This is a genomic window from Micromonospora sp. NPDC049171 (assembly GCF_040648275.1).
GTDB lineage: Bacteria > Actinomycetota > Actinomycetes > Mycobacteriales > Micromonosporaceae > Micromonospora.
In genome coordinates this window covers 21,672-39,938 of the sequence record NZ_JBEZDJ010000023.1, presented here as the reverse complement: position 1 = coordinate 39,938, position 18,267 = coordinate 21,672, and the positions used below count along the sequence as shown (strand labels likewise).

At 72.3% G+C, this 18,267-nt stretch carries 13 protein-coding genes; 2 read left to right on the top strand and 11 right to left on the bottom strand.

Going from position 1 to position 18,267, the window contains the following annotated elements:
* Positions 1 to 190: 190 nt before the first annotated feature.
* The 4 genes from AB0B14_RS26330 to prmC all read right to left on the bottom strand — a co-directional run bounded on the left by AB0B14_RS26330 (position 191) and on the right by prmC (position 4,618).
* Entirely contained in the window at positions 191 to 2,305 is a 2,115-nt protein-coding gene (locus tag AB0B14_RS26330) for a transglycosylase domain-containing protein (RefSeq protein ID WP_357066865.1), read from the bottom strand.
* A 106-nt stretch (positions 2,306 to 2,411) separates the two neighbouring features.
* Positions 2,412 to 3,023 carry a phosphotyrosine protein phosphatase gene (locus AB0B14_RS26325; RefSeq protein WP_357066863.1) on the bottom strand — a complete coding sequence of 204 codons (612 nt, stop codon included), beginning with the start codon at positions 3,021 to 3,023 and terminating at the stop codon, positions 2,412 to 2,414.
* Positions 3,024 to 3,671: an L-threonylcarbamoyladenylate synthase gene (locus AB0B14_RS26320; protein ID WP_357067216.1), complete on the bottom strand. Its 648-nt coding sequence runs from the start codon at positions 3,669 to 3,671 to the stop codon at positions 3,024 to 3,026.
* Positions 3,671 to 4,618, bottom strand: coding sequence for a peptide chain release factor N(5)-glutamine methyltransferase (prmC, locus tag AB0B14_RS26315; protein WP_357066860.1), 948 nt, complete (start codon positions 4,616 to 4,618; stop codon positions 3,671 to 3,673). Before prmC ends, AB0B14_RS26320 begins: the two co-directional genes overlap by 1 nt.
* A gap of 74 nt (positions 4,619 to 4,692) precedes the next feature.
* Here prmC and AB0B14_RS26310 point away from each other — a divergent pair, with 74 nt between their 5' ends.
* Positions 4,693 to 6,237: a GGDEF domain-containing protein gene (locus AB0B14_RS26310; RefSeq protein WP_357066858.1), complete on the top strand. Its 1,545-nt coding sequence runs from the start codon at positions 4,693 to 4,695 to the stop codon at positions 6,235 to 6,237.
* A 130-nt stretch (positions 6,238 to 6,367) separates the two neighbouring features.
* On the opposite strand, the gene prfA is transcribed toward AB0B14_RS26310, so the two are convergent.
* Together prfA and rpmE are read right to left on the bottom strand one after the other, a co-directional pair.
* The gene (gene prfA / locus AB0B14_RS26305; protein ID WP_357066856.1) at positions 6,368 to 7,456 is read right to left on the bottom strand and encodes a peptide chain release factor 1; all 1,089 of its coding nucleotides are present in this window, start codon (positions 7,454 to 7,456) and stop codon (positions 6,368 to 6,370) included.
* Between the two features lie 133 nt (positions 7,457 to 7,589).
* Positions 7,590 to 7,814 (bottom strand): 50S ribosomal protein L31, encoded by a 225-nt coding sequence (gene rpmE / locus AB0B14_RS26300; protein WP_355008073.1) that lies wholly within the window; start codon positions 7,812 to 7,814, stop codon positions 7,590 to 7,592.
* A gap of 326 nt (positions 7,815 to 8,140) precedes the next feature.
* Between rpmE and AB0B14_RS26295 the strand changes: the two genes are divergently transcribed.
* Positions 8,141 to 9,037 carry an AAA family ATPase gene (locus tag AB0B14_RS26295; RefSeq protein ID WP_357066854.1) on the top strand — a complete coding sequence of 299 codons (897 nt, stop codon included), beginning with the start codon at positions 8,141 to 8,143 and terminating at the stop codon, positions 9,035 to 9,037.
* Positions 9,038 to 9,113: 76 nt separating this feature from the next.
* On the opposite strand, the gene rho is transcribed toward AB0B14_RS26295, so the two are convergent.
* The 5 genes from rho to AB0B14_RS26270 all read right to left on the bottom strand — a co-directional run bounded on the left by rho (position 9,114) and on the right by AB0B14_RS26270 (position 18,136).
* Positions 9,114 to 11,234 (bottom strand): transcription termination factor Rho, encoded by a 2,121-nt coding sequence (gene rho / locus AB0B14_RS26290; protein WP_357524731.1) that lies wholly within the window; start codon positions 11,232 to 11,234, stop codon positions 9,114 to 9,116.
* 299 nt (positions 11,235 to 11,533) lie between these two features.
* Positions 11,534 to 12,478 (bottom strand): homoserine kinase, encoded by a 945-nt coding sequence (gene thrB, locus AB0B14_RS26285; protein WP_357066850.1) that lies wholly within the window; start codon positions 12,476 to 12,478, stop codon positions 11,534 to 11,536.
* Between the two features lie 140 nt (positions 12,479 to 12,618).
* Positions 12,619 to 13,863: an MFS transporter gene (locus tag AB0B14_RS26280; protein ID WP_357066848.1), complete on the bottom strand. Its 1,245-nt coding sequence runs from the start codon at positions 13,861 to 13,863 to the stop codon at positions 12,619 to 12,621.
* 11 nt (positions 13,864 to 13,874) lie between these two features.
* Positions 13,875 to 14,696 carry a polysaccharide deacetylase family protein gene (locus AB0B14_RS26275; protein ID WP_357066846.1) on the bottom strand — a complete coding sequence of 274 codons (822 nt, stop codon included), beginning with the start codon at positions 14,694 to 14,696 and terminating at the stop codon, positions 13,875 to 13,877.
* 170 nt (positions 14,697 to 14,866) lie between these two features.
* A complete protein-coding gene (locus AB0B14_RS26270) occupies positions 14,867 to 18,136 on the bottom strand; it encodes an efflux RND transporter permease subunit (RefSeq protein ID WP_357066844.1) in 3,270 nt (1,089 codons plus the stop codon).
* Positions 18,137 to 18,267 lie beyond the last annotated feature (131 nt).

Sequence of the window (18,267 nt, the reverse complement as noted above, 5' to 3'; positions counted from 1 at the left end):
CGGCAGTCGGGTCGGGTTGGTCCCTGTCGCGCGGCGAAGGGGCACGGCAGACCACCCCACCCCCGACCCCTTTGCTCTGCACCCCGATATGCACCGATCACGGAACGTAGCCGTCGCATCCGCGGGTGCAGAGCAAAGGGAACGGTGGAGGGTGGTCCCTGTCGCCTCTTAGGTACGGTTCGCTGTCGAGTCAGTTGCCGGTGCGGGCTTCGGTCAGCTGGTAGGCCGTGCGCTCGCTGGGCGGGACGAAGTCGCGAATCGGCTGGTCGCGCAGGGCGGTGGCGAGCACCTCGCCGACCGCGTCCACCATCCGGGCCTGTACGGCCTGACCGACCGCGTCCCGGGGATCGTCCGGGTTCGCCGCCATCGAGGCGACCGCGAGTTGCGGTGTGAACGCCACGACTGTCTCCGTCTCGTACCGTTCCGAGCTGCCGGTCTTGCCCGCCACCGGACGGCCGAGCCGTGCGCGCAGGCCGGGCGCGGTAGCACCGTCGCAACGCCCGTACATCGACTGGTCGCCGACCGGGCAGCGGGCCGCGTCGGTGGCCGCCCGCGCCACGTCGGCGTCGAGCACCTGTCGGCAGTCCGGCTTGGCGGCGTCGACCGGTCGGCCGCCCGAGTCGGTGATCGACACCACTGGCAGCGGCGCGCACCGGATCCCCTCGGCCGCCACCGTGGCGTACGCGGTGGCCAGGTCCAGCGGCGTGGTCGCGGCAACGCCCAGGGTGAACGGACCCCAGTCCTTCGCGCCGTAGCGGGCCAGTCGGGCGTCGGCGTCGGCCCGGAGCACGATGCCGAGTCGCTCGGCCATCTCCACCACCCGGTCGGCGCCGACCTTCTCGGTGAGCCAGGCGAAGTACGTGTTCACCGACCGGCCGAACGCGCTCCACATGGTGCGGGGGCCGTCCATCGCCGACGGGCTGGCGTTCGCCGGGCACCAGTGGCCGTCACAGCTCGCCTCCCCGGTCACCGGGAAGCGGGTGAGCAACTGGGTGGGGGCCACGAAGTCGGTCGACAGCGGCAGGCCCGCCTCCAGCGCGGCCAGCATGGTGAAGAGCTTGAACGTCGAACCGCCCTGGTACCCCTCGATCGCACCGCCACCGGCGATCAACTGGTTGACGGTGTTGGGGCGGTTCTTCTGCCCGACCGGGTTGTCCCGCACGCCGTAGGCGCGGTTCACCGACATCGCCAGCACCCGTCCGGTGCCCGGCTGCACCACCGCGGTCGGCACCGTCTCGGCATCGGTCGGCTGATAGATCTTGAGCACCTGCTCGGTGGTGGCCCGCTGCACCCCGGGGTCCAGCGACGACACGATGGAGAAGCCGCCCCGGCGTAGCGCCCGCTGCCGCTCGTCGGCCGTCGCCCCGAACGCGGACTGGCTACTCCACCAGCGGGTGAACCAATCGCAGAAGAACCCCCAGTCGTTGTGCGTCTCGGGCACCGCCGTGCAGTCGTTCGGGGTCTCGCTGGGCCGTAGTTGCAGTGGCTCGGCCCGCGCCGCCGTCGCCGCGTCCGCCGGCACCTGCCCCGACTCCACCAGCCGCTCCAACACGTACGACCGCCGCGCCAGCGCGCTGTCGGCGTCACCGTTGATCGGGTCGTCGCTGTCCGGCGAGCGGACCAGACCGGCCAGCAGTGCCGCCTGGGCCAGGGTCAGCTCGGCCGGAGAGCGGGAGAAGTAGCGCTTGCTGGCCGCCGCGATGCCGTACGCCCCGGCGCCGAAGTAGGCGATGTTGAGGTAGCGGGTGAGGATCTCCTCCTTGTCGAGTTCGCGCTCCAACGCGAGCGCGTACCGCATCTCCTGGAGTTTGCGGGCGGTGGTGACCTCGGTGGCCGCCACGCGCTGCGCCTCGGTCAGCCGGGGGTCGCTGCTGAGCACGTTGCGGACGTACTGCATGGTCAGCGTGGAGGCGCCCTGCCGGGTCTGGCCGTCGCGCCGGTTGACGGTGAACGCGCGTACCACGCCCCGCAGGTCCACACCGCTGTGCCGGTAGAACCGGACGTCCTCGGCGGCCACGATCGCCTGGCGCATCACCGGGGCCACCTCGTGCAGCGGCACGTCCACCCGGTCCTCCTGGTAGAAGGAGGTGATCAGGGTGGTGCCGTCGTTGGCGTAGAGGTTGGAGCGCTGGGCGGTGGGCGGCGTGCGGAGCGTGTTCGGCAGCTCCGAGTACGGCGTGGACAGGGCACTGAAGCCGATCCCGAACACCAGCGCCGCCGGCAGGGCGGCCGCGGCCAGCACCAACCCGGCGAGTACGCCGGCGATCACCACGGTCAGCAGTTTGTGGAAATGGGCCCGGATCATCAGCTCTCCCCGCAGGAGCCGGTCACGCTAGGACCCGTTCAGAATGACCCGCAACGCCCCTTTCACCCCAGGTTTTCCCCAAACCCGGAGGAAACTCGCACCGCGCTCAGGGCAGCAGCGCGCCGGCCAGCGGGTGGACCGTCTCCTCGATCTCGTCGGCGACCCGGCTGAAGCACTGGTCACCACGACCCCACGGGTCGTCCAGATCGTCCGTCGGCAGCGTCGAGGTGCCCACCCGGGCATCGTGAGCGGCGGCCACCAGGGCCACACCCCGGGCGTACACGGCATCCGGGGTCGCGTCGCCCGGCGGCAACGCGGCGGCGTCCACCGCGGCCAGTAGCCGGCCGAACTCGCCCAGCACGAACGTGCGGGCCGCCGCGTCCGGTCGCAGCGCCACCACGTACTCCTGCTGGTCGGCAGTGGCGGTCAGGACCAGGTCGGCGGCGTCGATGTGGTCCGAGCGCAGCTTGCGCGCGGCGAACCCCTCCACGTCCCCACCACGGCCGGTGACCTGCCGGGCCGCCGGCGGGTTCATCTCCTCACCCGCGTGCCAACCACCCGTGCCGGCGCTGTGGCTGTGCACCAGCCCGTCGGCCTGGGTCGGGTCCTGCGCACGCCGGGTCAACCGCTCCCGCACCGCGAGGGCGAGCAGCCGCTCCGCCATCGGGGAGCGGCAGATGTTGCCCATGCAGACGTGCAGGACCGTGAACGGGGGCACTCAGACCCCCCGGACGTCGACGAGGTCCGGCACGACGTCGCGCAGCTTCTCCAGCGGGATCGCACCGGCCCGCAGCAGTTGCGGCACCTCACCGGTCAGGTCCACGATCGTGCTGGGCACCGGGTCCGGGCACGGACCGGCCTCCAGGTAGGCCCGCACCGAGTAGCTGAGCTGGTCCCGTGCCTCCTCGGCGGTCACCGCGGCGGGCTGACCGGTCTTGTTGGCCGACGAGACCGCCATCGGGCCGGTCTCGCGCAGCACTTCGAGGGCCACCGGGTGCAGCGGCATCCGCACCGCCACCGTGCCCGTCTTGTCGCCCAGGTCCCACTGCAGGCTCGGCGAGTGCTCGACCACGATCGTCAGCGCACCCGGCCAGAACGCCTCCACCAGGTCCCGTGCGGCGGTGGGCAGCGAGAAGACCAACCCGTCCAGGGTGTGCCGCGAGCCGATCAGCACCGGCGGCGGCATCTGCCGATCCCGGCCCTTGGCATCCAGCAGGGCCTTGACCGCGTACGGGGTGAACGCGTCCGCGCCGATCCCATAGACGGTGTCGGTGGGGAGGACGACAAGCTCGCCGTTCTTGACCGCCTCGATCGCCGCGGCGATGCCGCGGTCCCGATCGGCGGGCGACCGACAGTCGTAGAGCATCACGAGGAGTCAGTCTGCCACGCCGCCCCGGCCGGGGCGTGCTGGCCGTCCGCCCGTCGGGACGCGGTGGCGTAACGGGGCCGTCCGGTGAGGTCCAGATGTTCCGTGACGGCGGTGAATCCGCCGTCCTCGGCCAGCAGGCCGGGGACCGCCGCGCCGTGGGTGTCGTCGTGCTCGACCCCGAAGACGCCGCCCGCGCGCAGCAGCACCGCCGCCCGGCCGACGACCGGACGGATCACCGTCAGGCCGTCCGCGCCGCCGAAGACCGCCTCGGCGGGGTCGTGCCCGGCCACCTCCGGCGGGACCACCACGTCGTCGGGCACGTACGGCGGGTTGCAGAGCAGCACGTCCACCGAGCCCACCAGAGCCGCCAGCAGGTCCGGCGCGGTCACGTCGGCCTCGACCACCTCGATCGGCCGGTCCCCCGCCCCGGCCCGCTCCGCCGCGTTGCGCCGCAGCCAGGCCAGCGCCTGCGGGGACCGCTCCACCGCGATCACCCGCGCACCCGCCACCTCCTGCGCCACCGCCAGCGCGATCGCGCCCGAGCCGCTACACAGGTCGACCACCACCGGGTCGACCCGCCCCCGGGCCTGCTCGATGCCCCAGCCGGCCAACAACTCGGTCTCCGGCCGGGGCACGAAGACACCCGGGCCGACCGACAGTTCGAGGTGCCGGAACCCGGCCCGGCCGGTCAGGTGCTGCAACGGCTCGCGCGCGGCACGCCGACGCGTCAGGCCGTCGAGCCGCGCCACCTGCTCGCCGCTGAGGTCGTCGGCGAGCGCCAGCCGACCGCGGGGCACCCCCAGCACGTACGCCGCCAGCACCTCGGCCTCCACCCGGGCCGAGCCGACCCCGGCGGCGGCGAGCGCGCGGGCCGCTCGGGCCACCGCGGCCGACGGGCGGACGGGACCTGTCCCTTCGGGGGGGTGTTGCGGCAGAGTGGTCACGCGATAATCATGATGCGTCGCGGGCGGCGCGACCAACGGGTGCGCGGACGGCGCACACGACAGGAGGTTGGCGGGTGGGCTGGCTCGACCGGGTCGATGACCAGGTTGATGCCCTCACGCGCGCCCGGGCGTTGCAGGAGGCCAGCCGCTCCGCGGAGTCGTACGTGCTGCTGGAGCGTGTGATCCGCACCACGACCGACCCGGCGGCACGGGCGGACGCGATGGTGCAGCGCCTCTCCGCACTGATCAATCTCGGTCGCACGGCGGAGTTCACCCGGGCCATCGAGGAGGCGTCGGCGGCCGTCCGTGATCTCGCCGAACCGTACCTGCACGGGCACCTCAACGCACTCGCCGCCCTCGCCGCCCACCACCAGGGCGCACTGGACCGCTGCGTCACGCACCTCGTCCGAGCCGCCCGGGCGCTGGGCGCCGTCGAGGACCCGGACCGGGACACCGCCTGGGGCTGGCACGACCTGGCGATGGCGTACAGCTACCTCAGCTTCCACGGGTACGCCCTGGGGGCCATCGAGCGGGCCCGGCAGCTGGGGCTCACCGCCGGGATCCCCGAGGAGACGTTCGCCGCGCCCGGCATCCGGCTGCGCAACGCCGTGGCACTGGACCACAACGGCGACAGCGACGGCTGCCTGCGGGTGCTCCGGGACGTGGCCGCCGACCTGGCCCGCTTCGTCCGCTCCGGGCGGGCCGGCCGGCTACGCCCGAGCAGCCTCGCCGCGTACGGCTACGCGGCGGCCCGGCAGGCCGCGCTCGGCGACCAACTGGAGACCGACCGGAAGACCGAACCGGCCCGCCTGATCAGCCACGGTGGGGACAGCGCCCGCGCCCGCGACATGCGTCAGCTCGGGCAGGTGTGCCTCGCCGTCGCCGACGGGCGGCCGATCGAGGCGGTCACCCGACTGGACACCATCCACGTGTCCAACGAGACGCTCGGGGCGGCCGAGCCGGCCCGCCTGCGCAGCATCGCACTGGCCTGTGCCGGTGACCATCCGGCGGCGCACCGGGCCGACCGGCTGGCGTTCCGGCTCGCCGCCCAACGCAACGATCGGCTGCGTGACGTCTACATCGACGGCATCGCCGCCCGGATCGACCACGAGGAGATGCGCCGCGAGGCGGCACGATTCGAGGGCGAGGCGTTGACCGACCCGCTCACCGGGCTACCCAACCGGCGCCGGCTGGAGCGCTACATCACCGCCGTGGTCAGGCGGGGCGAGCGGGTGGTGATCGGCGTCTGTGATCTGGACGGCTTCAAGGCGGTCAACACCCGCCACGGGCACCACTCCGGTGACCTGGTGCTCCAACGCATCTCCGGGGTGATCAACCGGGTGATGCGCCGGGGTGACTTCGTGGCCCGCTACGGCGGGGACGAGTTCGTGGTGGTGCTGCCGGACACCGGCATGACCGAGGCCGCCGAGGTGGCCCGCCGGATCGAGGCCGCCGTCCGACTCGAAGACTGGGAGTCGCTGGTGCCGGGGACCCCGGTGGGAGTGAGCATCGGCTTCGCGGAGGTCTCCGGCGGCGGGCTGCGGGACGCGCTCAGCGTCGCCTTCGAGCAGGCCGACCGGGAGATGCTCCGCGCCAAGTCCCGCCCCCGCGCGAGCTGATCGCCCGCGCGCCCGCGCGAGCTGGCGTCGATCAAGGAGTTGTGGTGCCTCACGAAGGCCGTGCGGCGGGACAATCCGCCCACCACAACTCCAAGATCGACGAGGGGTGGCGCCGGGTCGGGGGTCGCGGTTAGCGGCGGGTCAGCTCGGTGTCGCCGGCCAGCCGGGCCGCGCGGTCGGCCTCGGCGAGCGCGTCCAGCACCCCGTCCAGGTCACCGGCGAGCGCCAGATCCAGGTTGTACGCCGTGTAGCCGATCCGGTGGTCGCTGATCCGGTTCTGCGGGAAGTTGTAGGTGCGGATCCGCTCCGAGCGGTCCACGGTGCGCACCTGCGCCTTCCGGGCGTCCGAGGCGGCGGCGTCGGCCTGCTCCTGCGCGGCGGCGAGCAGCCGGGCCCGCAGGATCCGCATCGCCTGCTCCCGGTTCTGCAACTGGGACTTCTCGTTCTGGCAGGAGACGACGATGCCGGTCGGCAGGTGGGTGATCCGCACCGCCGAGTCCGTGGTGTTCACCGACTGGCCACCCGGGCCGGACGACCGGAACACGTCGATCCGCAGGTCGTTGGCGTCGATGGTGACGTCGACGTCCTCGGCCTCGGGCAGCACCAGCACCCCGGCGGCGCTGGTGTGGATGCGGCCCTGCGACTCGGTGACCGGGACCCGCTGCACCCGGTGCACGCCGCCCTCCCACTTGAGTCGCGACCAGACGCCGTTGCCACCCTCCGGCACACCCTTGGTCTTGATCGACAGCGAGACGTCCTTGACCCCGCCGAGGTCGGAGTCCTGTGCGTCGATCACCTCGGTGATCCAGCCGTGCCGCTCGGCGTACCGGGTGTACATCCGCAGCAGGTCGGCGGCGAAGAGCGCCGACTCCTCACCACCCTCACCGGCCTTGATCTCGACGATCACGTCCTTGGCGTCGTGCGGGTCACGCGGGATGAGCAGCTCGGCGAGGCGCTCCTCCAGCATCGGCAGGGACGCCGCGATCGCCTCGGTCTCGGCCGCGAAGGACGGGTCCTCGGCGGCCAACTCGCGGGCCGCGGCCAGGTCGGCGCGGGCCTGTTCCAACTCATCGGCGGCCTTGTGCAGCGGCACCAGCTCCGCGTAGCGGCGACCCACCCTGCGCGCGGTGGCCTGGTCGGCGTGGATGGCCGGATCGGCCAACCGCTTCTCCAGCTCCGCGTACTCGTCGAGGAGGCCGGCCAGACGCTCGCTGCTCATGCTGCGGATGCTCCTTCGACGGTGCGACGCCGGCCGGGTCGGGCCGAAGGCCGACCGCCGGATGCGTAACAGGGCACAACGCGGACGGCGCCCGCGCCCGGTGGGAAACCGGACGCGGGCGCCGAACGAGGAGTTACTTGGCCTTCTTGGCCTGAACCTTGGCGTACTTCTGCTGGAACTTCGCGACCCGGCCGGCGGTGTCGAGAACGCGCTGCTTACCGGTGTAGAACGGGTGGCAGGCGCTGCAGGTCTCGGCGTGGATCGTGCCGCCCTTGGCGGTGCTGCGGGTCGTGAACGTGTTGCCACAGGAGCAGCTGACCTCGGTGGTCACGTACTCCGGGTGGATGTTTGCCTTCATCTCGCCTCGGTCCTCTCGTTGGTGGTCGCCGGGTCGCCGTCAACACTCGTCGCGCCGTACACGACGGGCTCGGGCGTGAACCGGAACCGGTGGCCGATTGACCAGTGTGCCATGGGCCTGAGCCGACCCGGTAATCGGGCCGCACACCTCGTCCGGCATCGTCAACACGTGCTCCCCCCTGCGCATTCCCGCCGCCCGGCAGGGCATTCGCCCACCCGGCGGGCCACCGCCACGTGCCCCACCGGGGGTACGCGCACGAGCGCGCGTCTCGGACGTGCCGGCTCGACCGACACGTCCGAGACGCGAACCGAGCCGGAGGTGCGCCGATGACCCGACTGATCGCCACCCGAGGACTGCCCGCCTCGGGCAAGACGACCTTCGCCCGTACGCTTCAGCCGTCCGTCCTCCGGGTCAACCGGGACGACCTGCGCCGGATGTTGCACGGCGAGCGGCTCTTCACCCAGTGGGCCGAGGCGCAGGTGACAGTCGTCCAGCGGGCCCAGGTCGAGGCCCTGCTGCGGGCCCGGGCGGACGTCTGCGTGGACGACACCAACCTGCGCGGGCGGACGCTGCGGGGCTGGGCCGACCTGGCCGCCCGGCACGGTGCGATCTTCGAGGTGCACGACTTCACCGACGTGCCGCTGGACGAGTGCCTGCGCCGTGACGCCGCGCGTGCGCCCGCCGACCAGGTCGGTGCGGACGCGATCCGCCGGCTGCACGAGCGGTACCTGAGGGGGCGGGCACTGCCGTTGCCGGTGCCGCAGGCCCGCACCGGACGCCCCGCCGCCGTGCACGCGCCGTCGAGTGAGCCACCGGAGATCGTCCTGGTGGACATCGACGGCACCGTCGCGCTGGCCGTCTCCCGCAGCCCGTACGACATGACCCGGGTGGGCGAGGACCAGCCGAACACGGCGGTGATCGCGGCGGTCCGGGCGATGCACGCCGCCGGGTACGGGGTGGTCTTCTGTTCCGGGCGGGACGCCTCCGCCCGCCCGGCCACCGAGGCGTGGCTGGCCCGGCACGTGCGGATCCCGTACCTCGGTCTGCACCTGCGTGCCGTCGGCGACTCCCGGAAGGACTCGATCGTGAAGCGGGAGATCTACGACCGGGAGATCCGGGACCGGTTCCGGGTGGCCGGTGTCTTCGACGACCGGGTCCAGGTGGTCCAGATGTGGCGAGCCCTCGGCCTCACCGTCTTCCAGGTGGCCGACGGCGACTTCTGAGGGCCGCCTCTCGGGGTACGACGAAGGGGCACGGCCGGACGGCCGTGCCCCTTCGTCGTCGGTCACCCGGGACGTGTTACTCCCCCGGCGTCGACTTCGCGATCTGCATCAGGAACTCGATGTTGGTGCGGGACTGCTTGAGCCGGTCCAGCAGGAGGTCCATCGCCGCCTGCGAGTCCAGCGAGTGCAGCACCTTGCGGAGCTTGTGGATGATGGCCAGCTCTTCGGGTGCGAGCAGGACCTCTTCCTTACGCGTACCGGACGGGTTGATGTCGATGGCCGGGAAGGTCCGCTTGTCGGCGATCTTCCGGTCCAGCTTCAGCTCCGCGTTGCCGGTGCCCTTGAACTCCTCGAAGATGACCGTGTCCGCCATGGACCCGGTCTCCACCAGCGCCGTGGCGATGATGGTCAGCGACCCGCCGTTCTCGATGTTGCGGGCCGCGCCGAGGAAGCGCTTCGGCGGGTAGAGCGCCGTGGAGTCGATACCACCCGACATGATCCGACCGCTGGCCGGAGCCGCCAGGTTGTACGACCGGCCCAGCCGGGTCACCGAGTCGAGCAGCACGACCACGTCGTGGCCAAGCTCGACGAGGCGCTTGGCCCGCTCGATGGCCAGCTCGGCCACGGTCGTGTGGTCCTGCGGCGGACGGTCGAACGTGGCCGCGATGACCTCGCCCTTGATCGACCGCTGCATGTCGGTGACCTCTTCGGGCCGCTCGTCCACAAGCACCACCATGAGGTGGCACTCCGGGTTGTTGCGGGTGATCGCGTTCGCGATCGCCTGCAGCACCATCGTCTTACCCGCCTTCGGCGGCGACTGGATGAGTGCCCGCTGACCCTTGCCGATCGGCATGACCAGGTCGATGACCCGGGTGGTCAGGATGTGCGGCTCGGTCTCCAGGCGCAGGCGCTCCTGCGGGTAGAGCGGGGTGAGCTTGTAGAACTCCGGCCGGCGCCGCGCCTCCTCCGGCTCCATCCCGTTGATGGTGTCCAGCCGCATCAGCGGGTTGTACTTGTCGCGCCGCTGGTCGCCGCTGTTGCCGCCCTCGCGGGCCGCCCGCACCGCACCGGTGATCGCGTCACCGCGGCGCAGGCCGTACTTCTTGATCTGGGACATCGAGACGTACACGTCGTTCGGGCCGGCCAGGTAGCCGGTGGTCCGCACGAAGGCGTAGTTGTCGAGCACGTCGATGATGCCGGCCACCGGGACGAGAACGTCGTCCTCGCTGACCTGCGGCTCGCGACCGCCGGTCTCGGCACCGGTCTCGGTGCGCTCGCCGCGCCCGCGGCGACGGTCCCGGAAGCGGCTGCGCCGACCGCGCCGGCCGCCACCCTCCTCGTCGTCGCCGTCGCTGTCCCGCTCGACACGCTGACCACGGTCGTTGCGGTCGTTGCGGTCAGCGCGGTCGTTGCGCTCTGGACGGTCGTTGCGCTCGGCACGCTCGCCCCGGTCGGAACGCTCTGCGCGGTCGTTGCGCTCGCCCCGCTCGGCGCGGTCGCCCCGGTCGTTGCGCTCGCCCCGCTCGGCACGCTCGCCCCGCTCGGCACGCTCGCCCCGGTCGTTGCGCTCGCCCCGCTCGGCACGGTCGCCCCGCTCGGCACGCTCGCCGCGGTCGGCACGCTCGGCGCGCTCCGGACGCTCAGCCCGGTCACGGCGATTCTCGCCGCGGTCGGTCCGCTCGCCGGCGCCAGCCTCTTCGGTACGCGCCTCTTCGGTACGGGCCTCGGTCGGACGAGCCTCGGTCGGACGTGCCTCAGCGGGACGCGTCTCGGTCGGACGGGTCTCCGCTGCCGCGGTCCGGCTCCGCCGGGTGCGAGTGCGGCCTTCGGTCTCGGCGGCCGGCTCGGCGGGCGCCGGCTCGGCGCTACGCCCTTCGGCTGCCGGCCGGTCGGCGGTTTCCCGCACTTCGGCACGCACCCCCTCGCGGGTCGGGGCGGCCGCGGCCGCGACCTCGGCCCGCGGTCGAGGGGTCCCGGCGGCGTTGCCGCCCTGCCGCTCGGAGATCGCGGCGATCAGCTCGCCCTTGCGCATGCGAGCCGTGCCGGAGATGCCGAGCGACGCAGCCAGGCTCTGCAGCTCTGGCAGCAGCATCGCCGACAGACCGGTGCCGCTACGCCGCCGACGGGCGGGAGCGGCGGCGGTGGCATCGCCAGCGACGTTGGAAACATCCGACGTCACGTCGGTGGTGTCGCTCAATGGATTCCTTCCCTCGATAAAGGCCGGGACTGCCCGGAGTCGGAGCTCAGGTGGCCGGGCGGCCTCGGTGCACCCGCCTCGCAAGGACGCGTCGCGGGAGTCTGTGACACAGCAGCCGGTCGGTATCCCGACTCACCAACGTCGGTGAGCAGGTCTCGCCGTCTGCGGCGACCTGTGGAATCTGCGGTGCGGCGTGGGCCTTTGGCAGGGGTGTGACGGGCTGACCGCCGAGAGCTTCGGGGGTGCGCCGCCTCGCAGGAGATCGCGTGCTTCGCGGCTGTGCTAGGTCTAGAGCGTAATCAACTCTTCCGACCTGCGGCAACAGGGTCCCGCTCGGCGTGTCCCAGTCTACCCCGAGCAACCCGCGCACCGCTGACGTCTATCGGTAACTGCCAAATCTGCCAGTCTGTTCCCACCGGGAAGCCCGCCGGCGGCTCGCTGAACGCCAGCACGGTCGGCCCGGCACCACTGACCACAGCCGCCACATCCGCCGCTCGCAACGCTCTGACCAGGGCCGATGTGCCTGGCATCCCGGGTGCGCGGTAGTCCTGGTGGAGCCGGTCGACGGTCGCCGGCAGCAGCAGGGTCGGGTCGGCGGTGAGCGCGTGCACCAGCAGCGCCGCCCGCCCCGCGGTCAACGCGGCGTCCTGATGCGGCACGGTGGCCGGCAACGCGGCCCGCGCGGCCGCGGTCAGCCCGCGCTCCGCCGGGACGAAAACGGTGGGCCGGACCCCGTCCGCGACCGGCAGGGAGACCGCCCGCGCGCCCCCCGGCTCGGACCAGGCCACCGTGAAGCCGCCGAGCAGGCACGGTGCGACGTTGTCGGGATGGCCCTCGATCTCGGCGGCCAGCCGGAGCGCGGCCGGGTCGTCCAGCCGGTGCTCCCCGTCGGTGACCAGGGCACGGGCCAGCAGCACCCCGGCGACGATCGCGGCGGACGAGGAGCCCAGACCGCGCGCCTGGGGGATCCGGTTGACGCACTCCACGCTCAGGCCCTCGGGATGGGCGCCGAGCACGTCGAACGCGGCCCGCATGGCCCGCACCACCAGGTGCCGGTCGTCGGCCGGCAGCTCACCGGCACCCTGCCCGGTCACCGTCACCCGAACCCCGCCCGACGCGACCTCGGCGGCCACGTCGTCGTAGAGCCCGAGGGCGAGACCCAACGCGTCGAAGCCCGGACCCAGGTTGGCGCTGGTCGCGGGGACCCGGACACGGACCGGCCCGGCGGTGAAGTTCGTCGGCACGCGCTCATGCTAGGGCGTGTGTCAAAGCCCTCGGTCGAGCCGAGGCGGAGTCCAGGGGCGGTCCGGCGGTCGTCGTCCGGGCCCGCCACAGGCCGACCAGGGGCCTTGACACACGCCCCGGGGCTAGGGGATCGACAGACTCAGCCGGCCGGGCTCGGCACCTGCTCCGCAGCCGGATCGCTGAGCGTGAGCCGGCGGGTGGCGATCCGCCAGCCGACCGCGTACACGAGGGTGATCAGCCCGCAGCCGGCGAGCACCACCCGTTCGTCCACCACGTCCACCACCAGGGCCACCGCCAGCTGACTCACCGAGATCGCCAGCGTCGCGAGCATCATGTCGGTGGCGAAGACACGCCCCCGCAGCCGGTCCGGAACCTCGCCCTGAAGGGCGAAGTTCGACATCACCCAGTTGCTGCCGCCGGCGAAGTGCGCCACGAAGACCAGCAGCAGCACCAGCGGAAACCAACGCGCCGCCGACGCGCCCAGATAGGACAGCCCGTAGAGCGACATCGACAGCGCGAGCCCCGGCAACAGCCACGCCCGTCTGGTGAGCACCCGGCGCATCAGGATCGGCCCCACCAGCGCCCCGGCGCCGCGTACCGCGAAGAGCAGGCCGGCACCGAGCGAGCCGACGCCGTACACGCCGGCCAGCAGCGGGAACACGGTAAGCACGCCGTTGCCCAGGCCCACCGCCGACTTCACCGTGACCAGCGCGAGCACCCGGGGGCGGTGACCGATGTAGCCGAGCGCCTCGCGGACCGCGGCCCAGGTCCGCTGGGGCGGCAGGTCGGTGTCCCGTGGTGCCTGCAACGGGCGGCGGATCCGCGTGGCGAGGGCCGCGGCCAGCACCAGGCTCACCGCCGCCACCCAGAAGCAGGCGTACGGGCCGGCAGCGGTGCTGAGGACGCCGCCGAGCGAGGCACCGACCACGGTCATGGTGCCCCAGGCCGAGCCGGCCACGGCGTTGCCGGCGGCCAACTCGTGCGGTTCCAGCACGTTGGGCAGCGCGGCCTGGGCGGCCGGCGAGTAGAACGCCTTGGCCACCGCGACCACCCCGATCGCGACAAGCGCCAGCCACGCCGTTCCGGCGCTGCGCACGCCGAGCAGCAGCAACACACCCACCAGGGTGGCCACGTTGGCGCCGATCATGATCTTCCGGCGGTCGACGCGGTCGGCGATGGTGCCGGTGTACGGCAGCAGCAGCGCCACGATGCCGGTGTCCACCGCCAACACCAGCGCGCCCCAGACGCCGCTGCCGGTCAGCTGCGGCAGCAGCACCAGCAGCGGCACCATGACGAACCAGTCGGCGCCGAAGACCACCAGTTCGGCCAGGAAAAGGTTGCGGAAACTCCGATTGCCGGTCAGGACCGAGAGGGTGGACGCCACGGAGCCGGACCCTACCGGGTCGGTGTGGGTGTGGGCCGCACACCCGCTGCGAGCAGCGCGGAGACGGTGACGAACGTGAAGCCCCGGGCCCGCAGCCCGTTGATCATGTCCGGCAGACCGCGGAGGGCGACCAGACGTCGCCGGTCACCGACGTCGTGCCCGAGCACGATCGTCCCCGGCCGGACCTCGGTCGTGATCTGCCGGGCGTGGCCGGCCGGGTCGTCCGGAAACTCGCGCTCCACCATCTGCAGCGACCAGAGCACCAGTCGATAGTCGAGTCGCGCCGCGGCGTGCAGCACCGCCCCACCCAGGTGACCGTACGGCGGGCGGACCAGTTGGGGTGCGCTTCCGGTCGCGTCGGCGATCGCGTCGTGGCTGCGGCTCAGGTCGTCGTACACCTCGGCGGCGTCCATCTGGGCCAGGTCGCGGTGTTTCCAGCTGTGGTTACCCACCTCGTGGCCGGCGAGTCGACCGCGGACGACGTCGGCGTGCCGCTTGGCCTGCGCCCCGACCAGGAAGAAGGTGGCGGGCACCCGGTGCTGGGCCAGAGCGTCCAGGACCATCGGGGTCCACTGTGGTGCCGGGCCGTCGTCGAAGGTGAGTGCCACAAGTCGTTGCCCGGTCGGCACCGACCAGATGACCGCCAGCTCACCGGAGTCGACTCCCCGCCCGTTGCCGAGCGTGGCGCTGGCCGGGCCTCCCGCCAGTGGCAACCGGCGATGGGTGCTCCGCCACACCTCGGATGCCCCCACGCCGACGGCCACGCCGCCCACCACCAGGGCGCCCCGGCGCAGCAGGTCGCGGCGGGACCAGCCGCGCGCGCCCTCGCTCATCCGTCCGCCCCACTCCGCACCGCACGTCCAACAGACCACTAGGAGTATGCAAGACGTAACGCAAAGTGCAGGCCCGGATCCCCCCATCGGAGTGTCCCCGGGCCGGGTGGCGGCAACGCCCCCGGCGGAGGCCGCCGGGGGCGTTGCGCAGTGCCTGTCGGAGTCAGGCCCTACTCGGTCGGCTCCGACGGGGGCAGCGGCGAGGTACGGCTACGGGGCAGGCGCAGCACCTCGAACTGGTCCGTGCCGTCCACCAGGGCACCCGACGGGGCGGCCGACTGTGCACTCCCGGCCGTCGCCGGGGCGGACACGTCACCGGGCACCGCCACCTGGTTCGGGCTCGTCGCCTCGCCGGTCTCCGCCGCCGTCACCGCCGGCTCGCCGGAGCGCCGCCGGTCGCGTCGGGCCCGCAGCGACTCCTTGGTGTGCTCCACCATCGTGTAGAGCGTCGGCACCAGGATCAGGGTGAGCAGCGTGGAGCTGAGCAGACCGCCGATCACCACCACCGCCAGCGGCTGCGAGATGAAGCCGCCCTCGCCGGTCAGCCCGAAGGCCATCGGCAGCAGCGCGAAGATGGTCGCCACGGCGGTCATCAGGATCGGGCGCAGCCGACGCCGGCCGCCCTCGACCACCGCCTCCCGGACCCCCATGCCCTGCGCCCGGTACTGGTTGATCAGGTCGAGCAGCACGATCGCGTTCGTCACCACGATGCCGACGAGCATCAGCACACCGATCAACGCCGGCACGCCGAGCGGCGTCCCGGTGACCAGCAGCAGCCCGATCGCGCCGGTCGACGCGAACGGGATGGAGATCAGCAGGATCAGCGCCTGGGTGAGGCTGCGGAACGTGGCCACCATGATCAGGAAGACGATCGCGATCGCCACCAGCACCGCCAGGCCCAGATCACCGAAGGCATCCGCCTGGTCCGCGCTGACGCCACCGATCGTGAAGCTCGCGCCCGGCACGTCGATGCCGTCCAGCCGCTTCTGCAGCTCCTTGCTCGTCGCGCCCAGGTTCGAGCCGGTCGCCGCACCGGTCACCGACACGCTGCGCTCACCGTCGATCCGGGTGACCTGCTGCGGCCCCTCGCCCTGGGTGACGTCCGCGATGTCGTCCAGCTTGACCGAACCCACCGGCAGCGCCCGCAGCTCCTCCACAGTCATCGGTGGTTGCGAGCCCAGCCGCAGGACGACGTTCTGCTGCTGACCGTCGAGCGCGACCTCACCCAGCGGCGCTCCCCGGAACGCCTGCGACACGAGCTGCCCCACGGCGGCCTCGGTGAACCCGGCCCGACCGGCGGCGACCCGGTCGACAGTCACGTCGACCCGCGGCACCCGGTCGGCCAGGCTGGTGGAGACGTCCTCGACGTCCGGGACACCGGCCATCGCCGCCCGGGCCTCCTCGGTGGCCCGGGTCAGCGCCTCCGGGTCGCTGGCCTGGACGATCACCTCCAGTTGGCTGGTCGACGCCTCCTGCCCGCCACCGAAGCTGATCTCACCCACACCGGCGCCGAGCCTGTCGAACTCCTTGCGCAGCACCTCACGCATCTGCTTCGCGTCGGTGTCACCGTCGAGCGCCAGCGACCAGTTGGCGACGTTGTTGCCGCCACCACCCGCCCACGGGTTGTCCCCCGCGCCGGCGGTCACCTGGTACGTCTCGACGCCCTTGGTGGCCGACAGCACCGACTCGACCTGCTTGGCCGCCGCGTCGGTGGCCGCCAGGCCACTGCCGGCCGGCAGCTCCTGACTCATGTTCAGGGTGTCCTGGCCGGAGTCGTCCAGGAAGTTGGTCTCCAGCTTCTGGGCCAGGCCGAAGGTGCCGAAGAGCACCAGCAGACCGAGCCCCACGGTGATCCACCGGGTCGACCGCTTGCGGGTGGCGAACCCGACCACCGGCAGGTACGCCCGCTGCAACGGGCTGCGCAGCTCCTTCTCCTCCGCGACACGTCGCACCGCCTCGTCGTCCGCGGTGCCGCCACGCGGCTTGAGGAACCAGTACGCGAGCACCGGGATCACGGTCAGCGACACCAGCAGCGACGCGAGCAGCGCCACCGTCACGGTGATCGCGAACGGTGCGAAGAGCTGGCCCACGAACCCGCCGACCAGCGCGATCGGCGCGAACACCGCCACCGTGGTGAGGGTGGACGCGGTCACGGCGCCGGCCACCTCACGGACGCCGGTGACGATGGCGTGCCGCTTCTCCTCGCCGTACTCCAGATGTCGTTTGATGTTCTCCAACACCACGATCGAGTCGTCCACCACCCGACCCACCGCGATGGTCAGCGCGCCGAGGGTGAGCAGGTTGAGCGAGTAGTCGCCGATCCACAGGGCGATCAACGCCACCAGCACGGAGAGGGGGATGGAGACCGCGGTGACCACCGTCGACCGCACCGACAGCAGGAACACGAGGATGACGAGGACCGCCATCACCAGGCCGAGCAGGCCCTCGGTGGTCAACGACTCGATCGACTTCTCCACGAACGGCGCCTGGTCGAAGACCACAGTCAGCTCCGCGCCGGAGGCGTCCTTCAGGTCGGCGAGCCGGTCGCGGATCTCGTGCGAGATCTGCACGGCGTTGCCGTCCGGCGCGGCGGTGACCGCGATGCCGAGGCTGTCCTTGCCGTTGGTCCGGGTGATCGCGGTGGCCGGAGCGAGCTGCTGCTCGACACTGGCCACATCACCGAGGCGGACCGGCGACGCGCCCGGGGTGATCACGATGCCGCGCAGATCCTCCAGGCTGGCGATCGGCGTGCCGACCTGCACCGGCAGGGTCAGCCCGTCGTCGGTCACCGCGCCGGCCGGAACGGCAACGCCGTTCGTCTTCAGCGCCGCGCCGATCGCCGTCGGCTGCACCTGCGCCGCGGCCAGCTTCGCCGGGTCCGGGGTGACCACCACGAGGTCGTCGCGGGTGCCGGTCACCTCGACCGTGCGGACGCCCTCGATGCCCTCCAGCTCCGGCACCACTGTCGCCCGCAGCTTCTCGGCCAGCGCCCGCTCGTCCGCCGCGCCGGCCGCGGCCAGCACCACCGCCGGCAGGTCGTCGGTGCTACCCGCGATGACCTGGGGGTCGACGCTCGACGGCAGCTGGGCGTCGATCCGGCTCAGCGCGGTCTGCATCTTGTTGACCACGTCGTCCAGGTCGGTGCCGAACTCGTACGTCACCTGGACGGTGGCCGACCCCTCGCGGGAGGTGGAGGTGACCTTGTCCAACCCCTGGATGCCCTGGAGGGCGTTCTCGATCGGCTCGGTCACCTGCGACTCGACGATCTCGGGGCCGGCACCGGGGTAGGCGGCCACGATGAACGCGGCCGGGAACTCGAGCGACGGCAGCAGTTGCTGCTTCAGCGACGGAACGGCGAACGCTCCGAACGCCGTGGTCACCACCGCGATGAGGGCGATCAGCCCTCGGTTGGCGAGGCTGAATCTGGCGAGCAGCGACATCGGCCTGGTTCACTCCTGAACGAGAATGCGGGCGGGGATACCCGAAAGTGTGCCGGACTCGATCACCCGAACCCCGGCCACCCCCACGCCGTCCCGTTTACCGCCCGTACTCCGCCGGTCACCAACCGGCC

Excerpts from the sequence above, each read along its gene's own strand:
- AB0B14_RS26330 (WP_357066865.1), bottom strand. The coding sequence starts at position 2,305 with ATGATCCGGGCCCATTTCCACAAACTGCTGACCGTGGTGATCGCCGGC.
- AB0B14_RS26320 (WP_357067216.1), bottom strand. The coding sequence starts at position 3,671 with ATGCTCTACGACTGTCGGTCGCCCGCCGATCGGGACCGCGGCATCGCC.
- AB0B14_RS26295 (WP_357066854.1), top strand. The coding sequence starts at position 8,141 with ATGACCCGACTGATCGCCACCCGAGGACTGCCCGCCTCGGGCAAGACG.
- rpmE (WP_355008073.1), bottom strand. The coding sequence starts at position 7,814 with ATGAAGGCAAACATCCACCCGGAGTACGTGACCACCGAGGTCAGCTGC.
- AB0B14_RS26275 (WP_357066846.1), bottom strand. The coding sequence starts at position 14,696 with ATGAGCGAGGGCGCGCGCGGCTGGTCCCGCCGCGACCTGCTGCGCCGG.
- AB0B14_RS26270 (WP_357066844.1), bottom strand. The coding sequence starts at position 18,136 with ATGTCGCTGCTCGCCAGATTCAGCCTCGCCAACCGAGGGCTGATCGCC.
- prfA (WP_357066856.1), bottom strand. The coding sequence starts at position 7,456 with ATGAGCAGCGAGCGTCTGGCCGGCCTCCTCGACGAGTACGCGGAGCTG.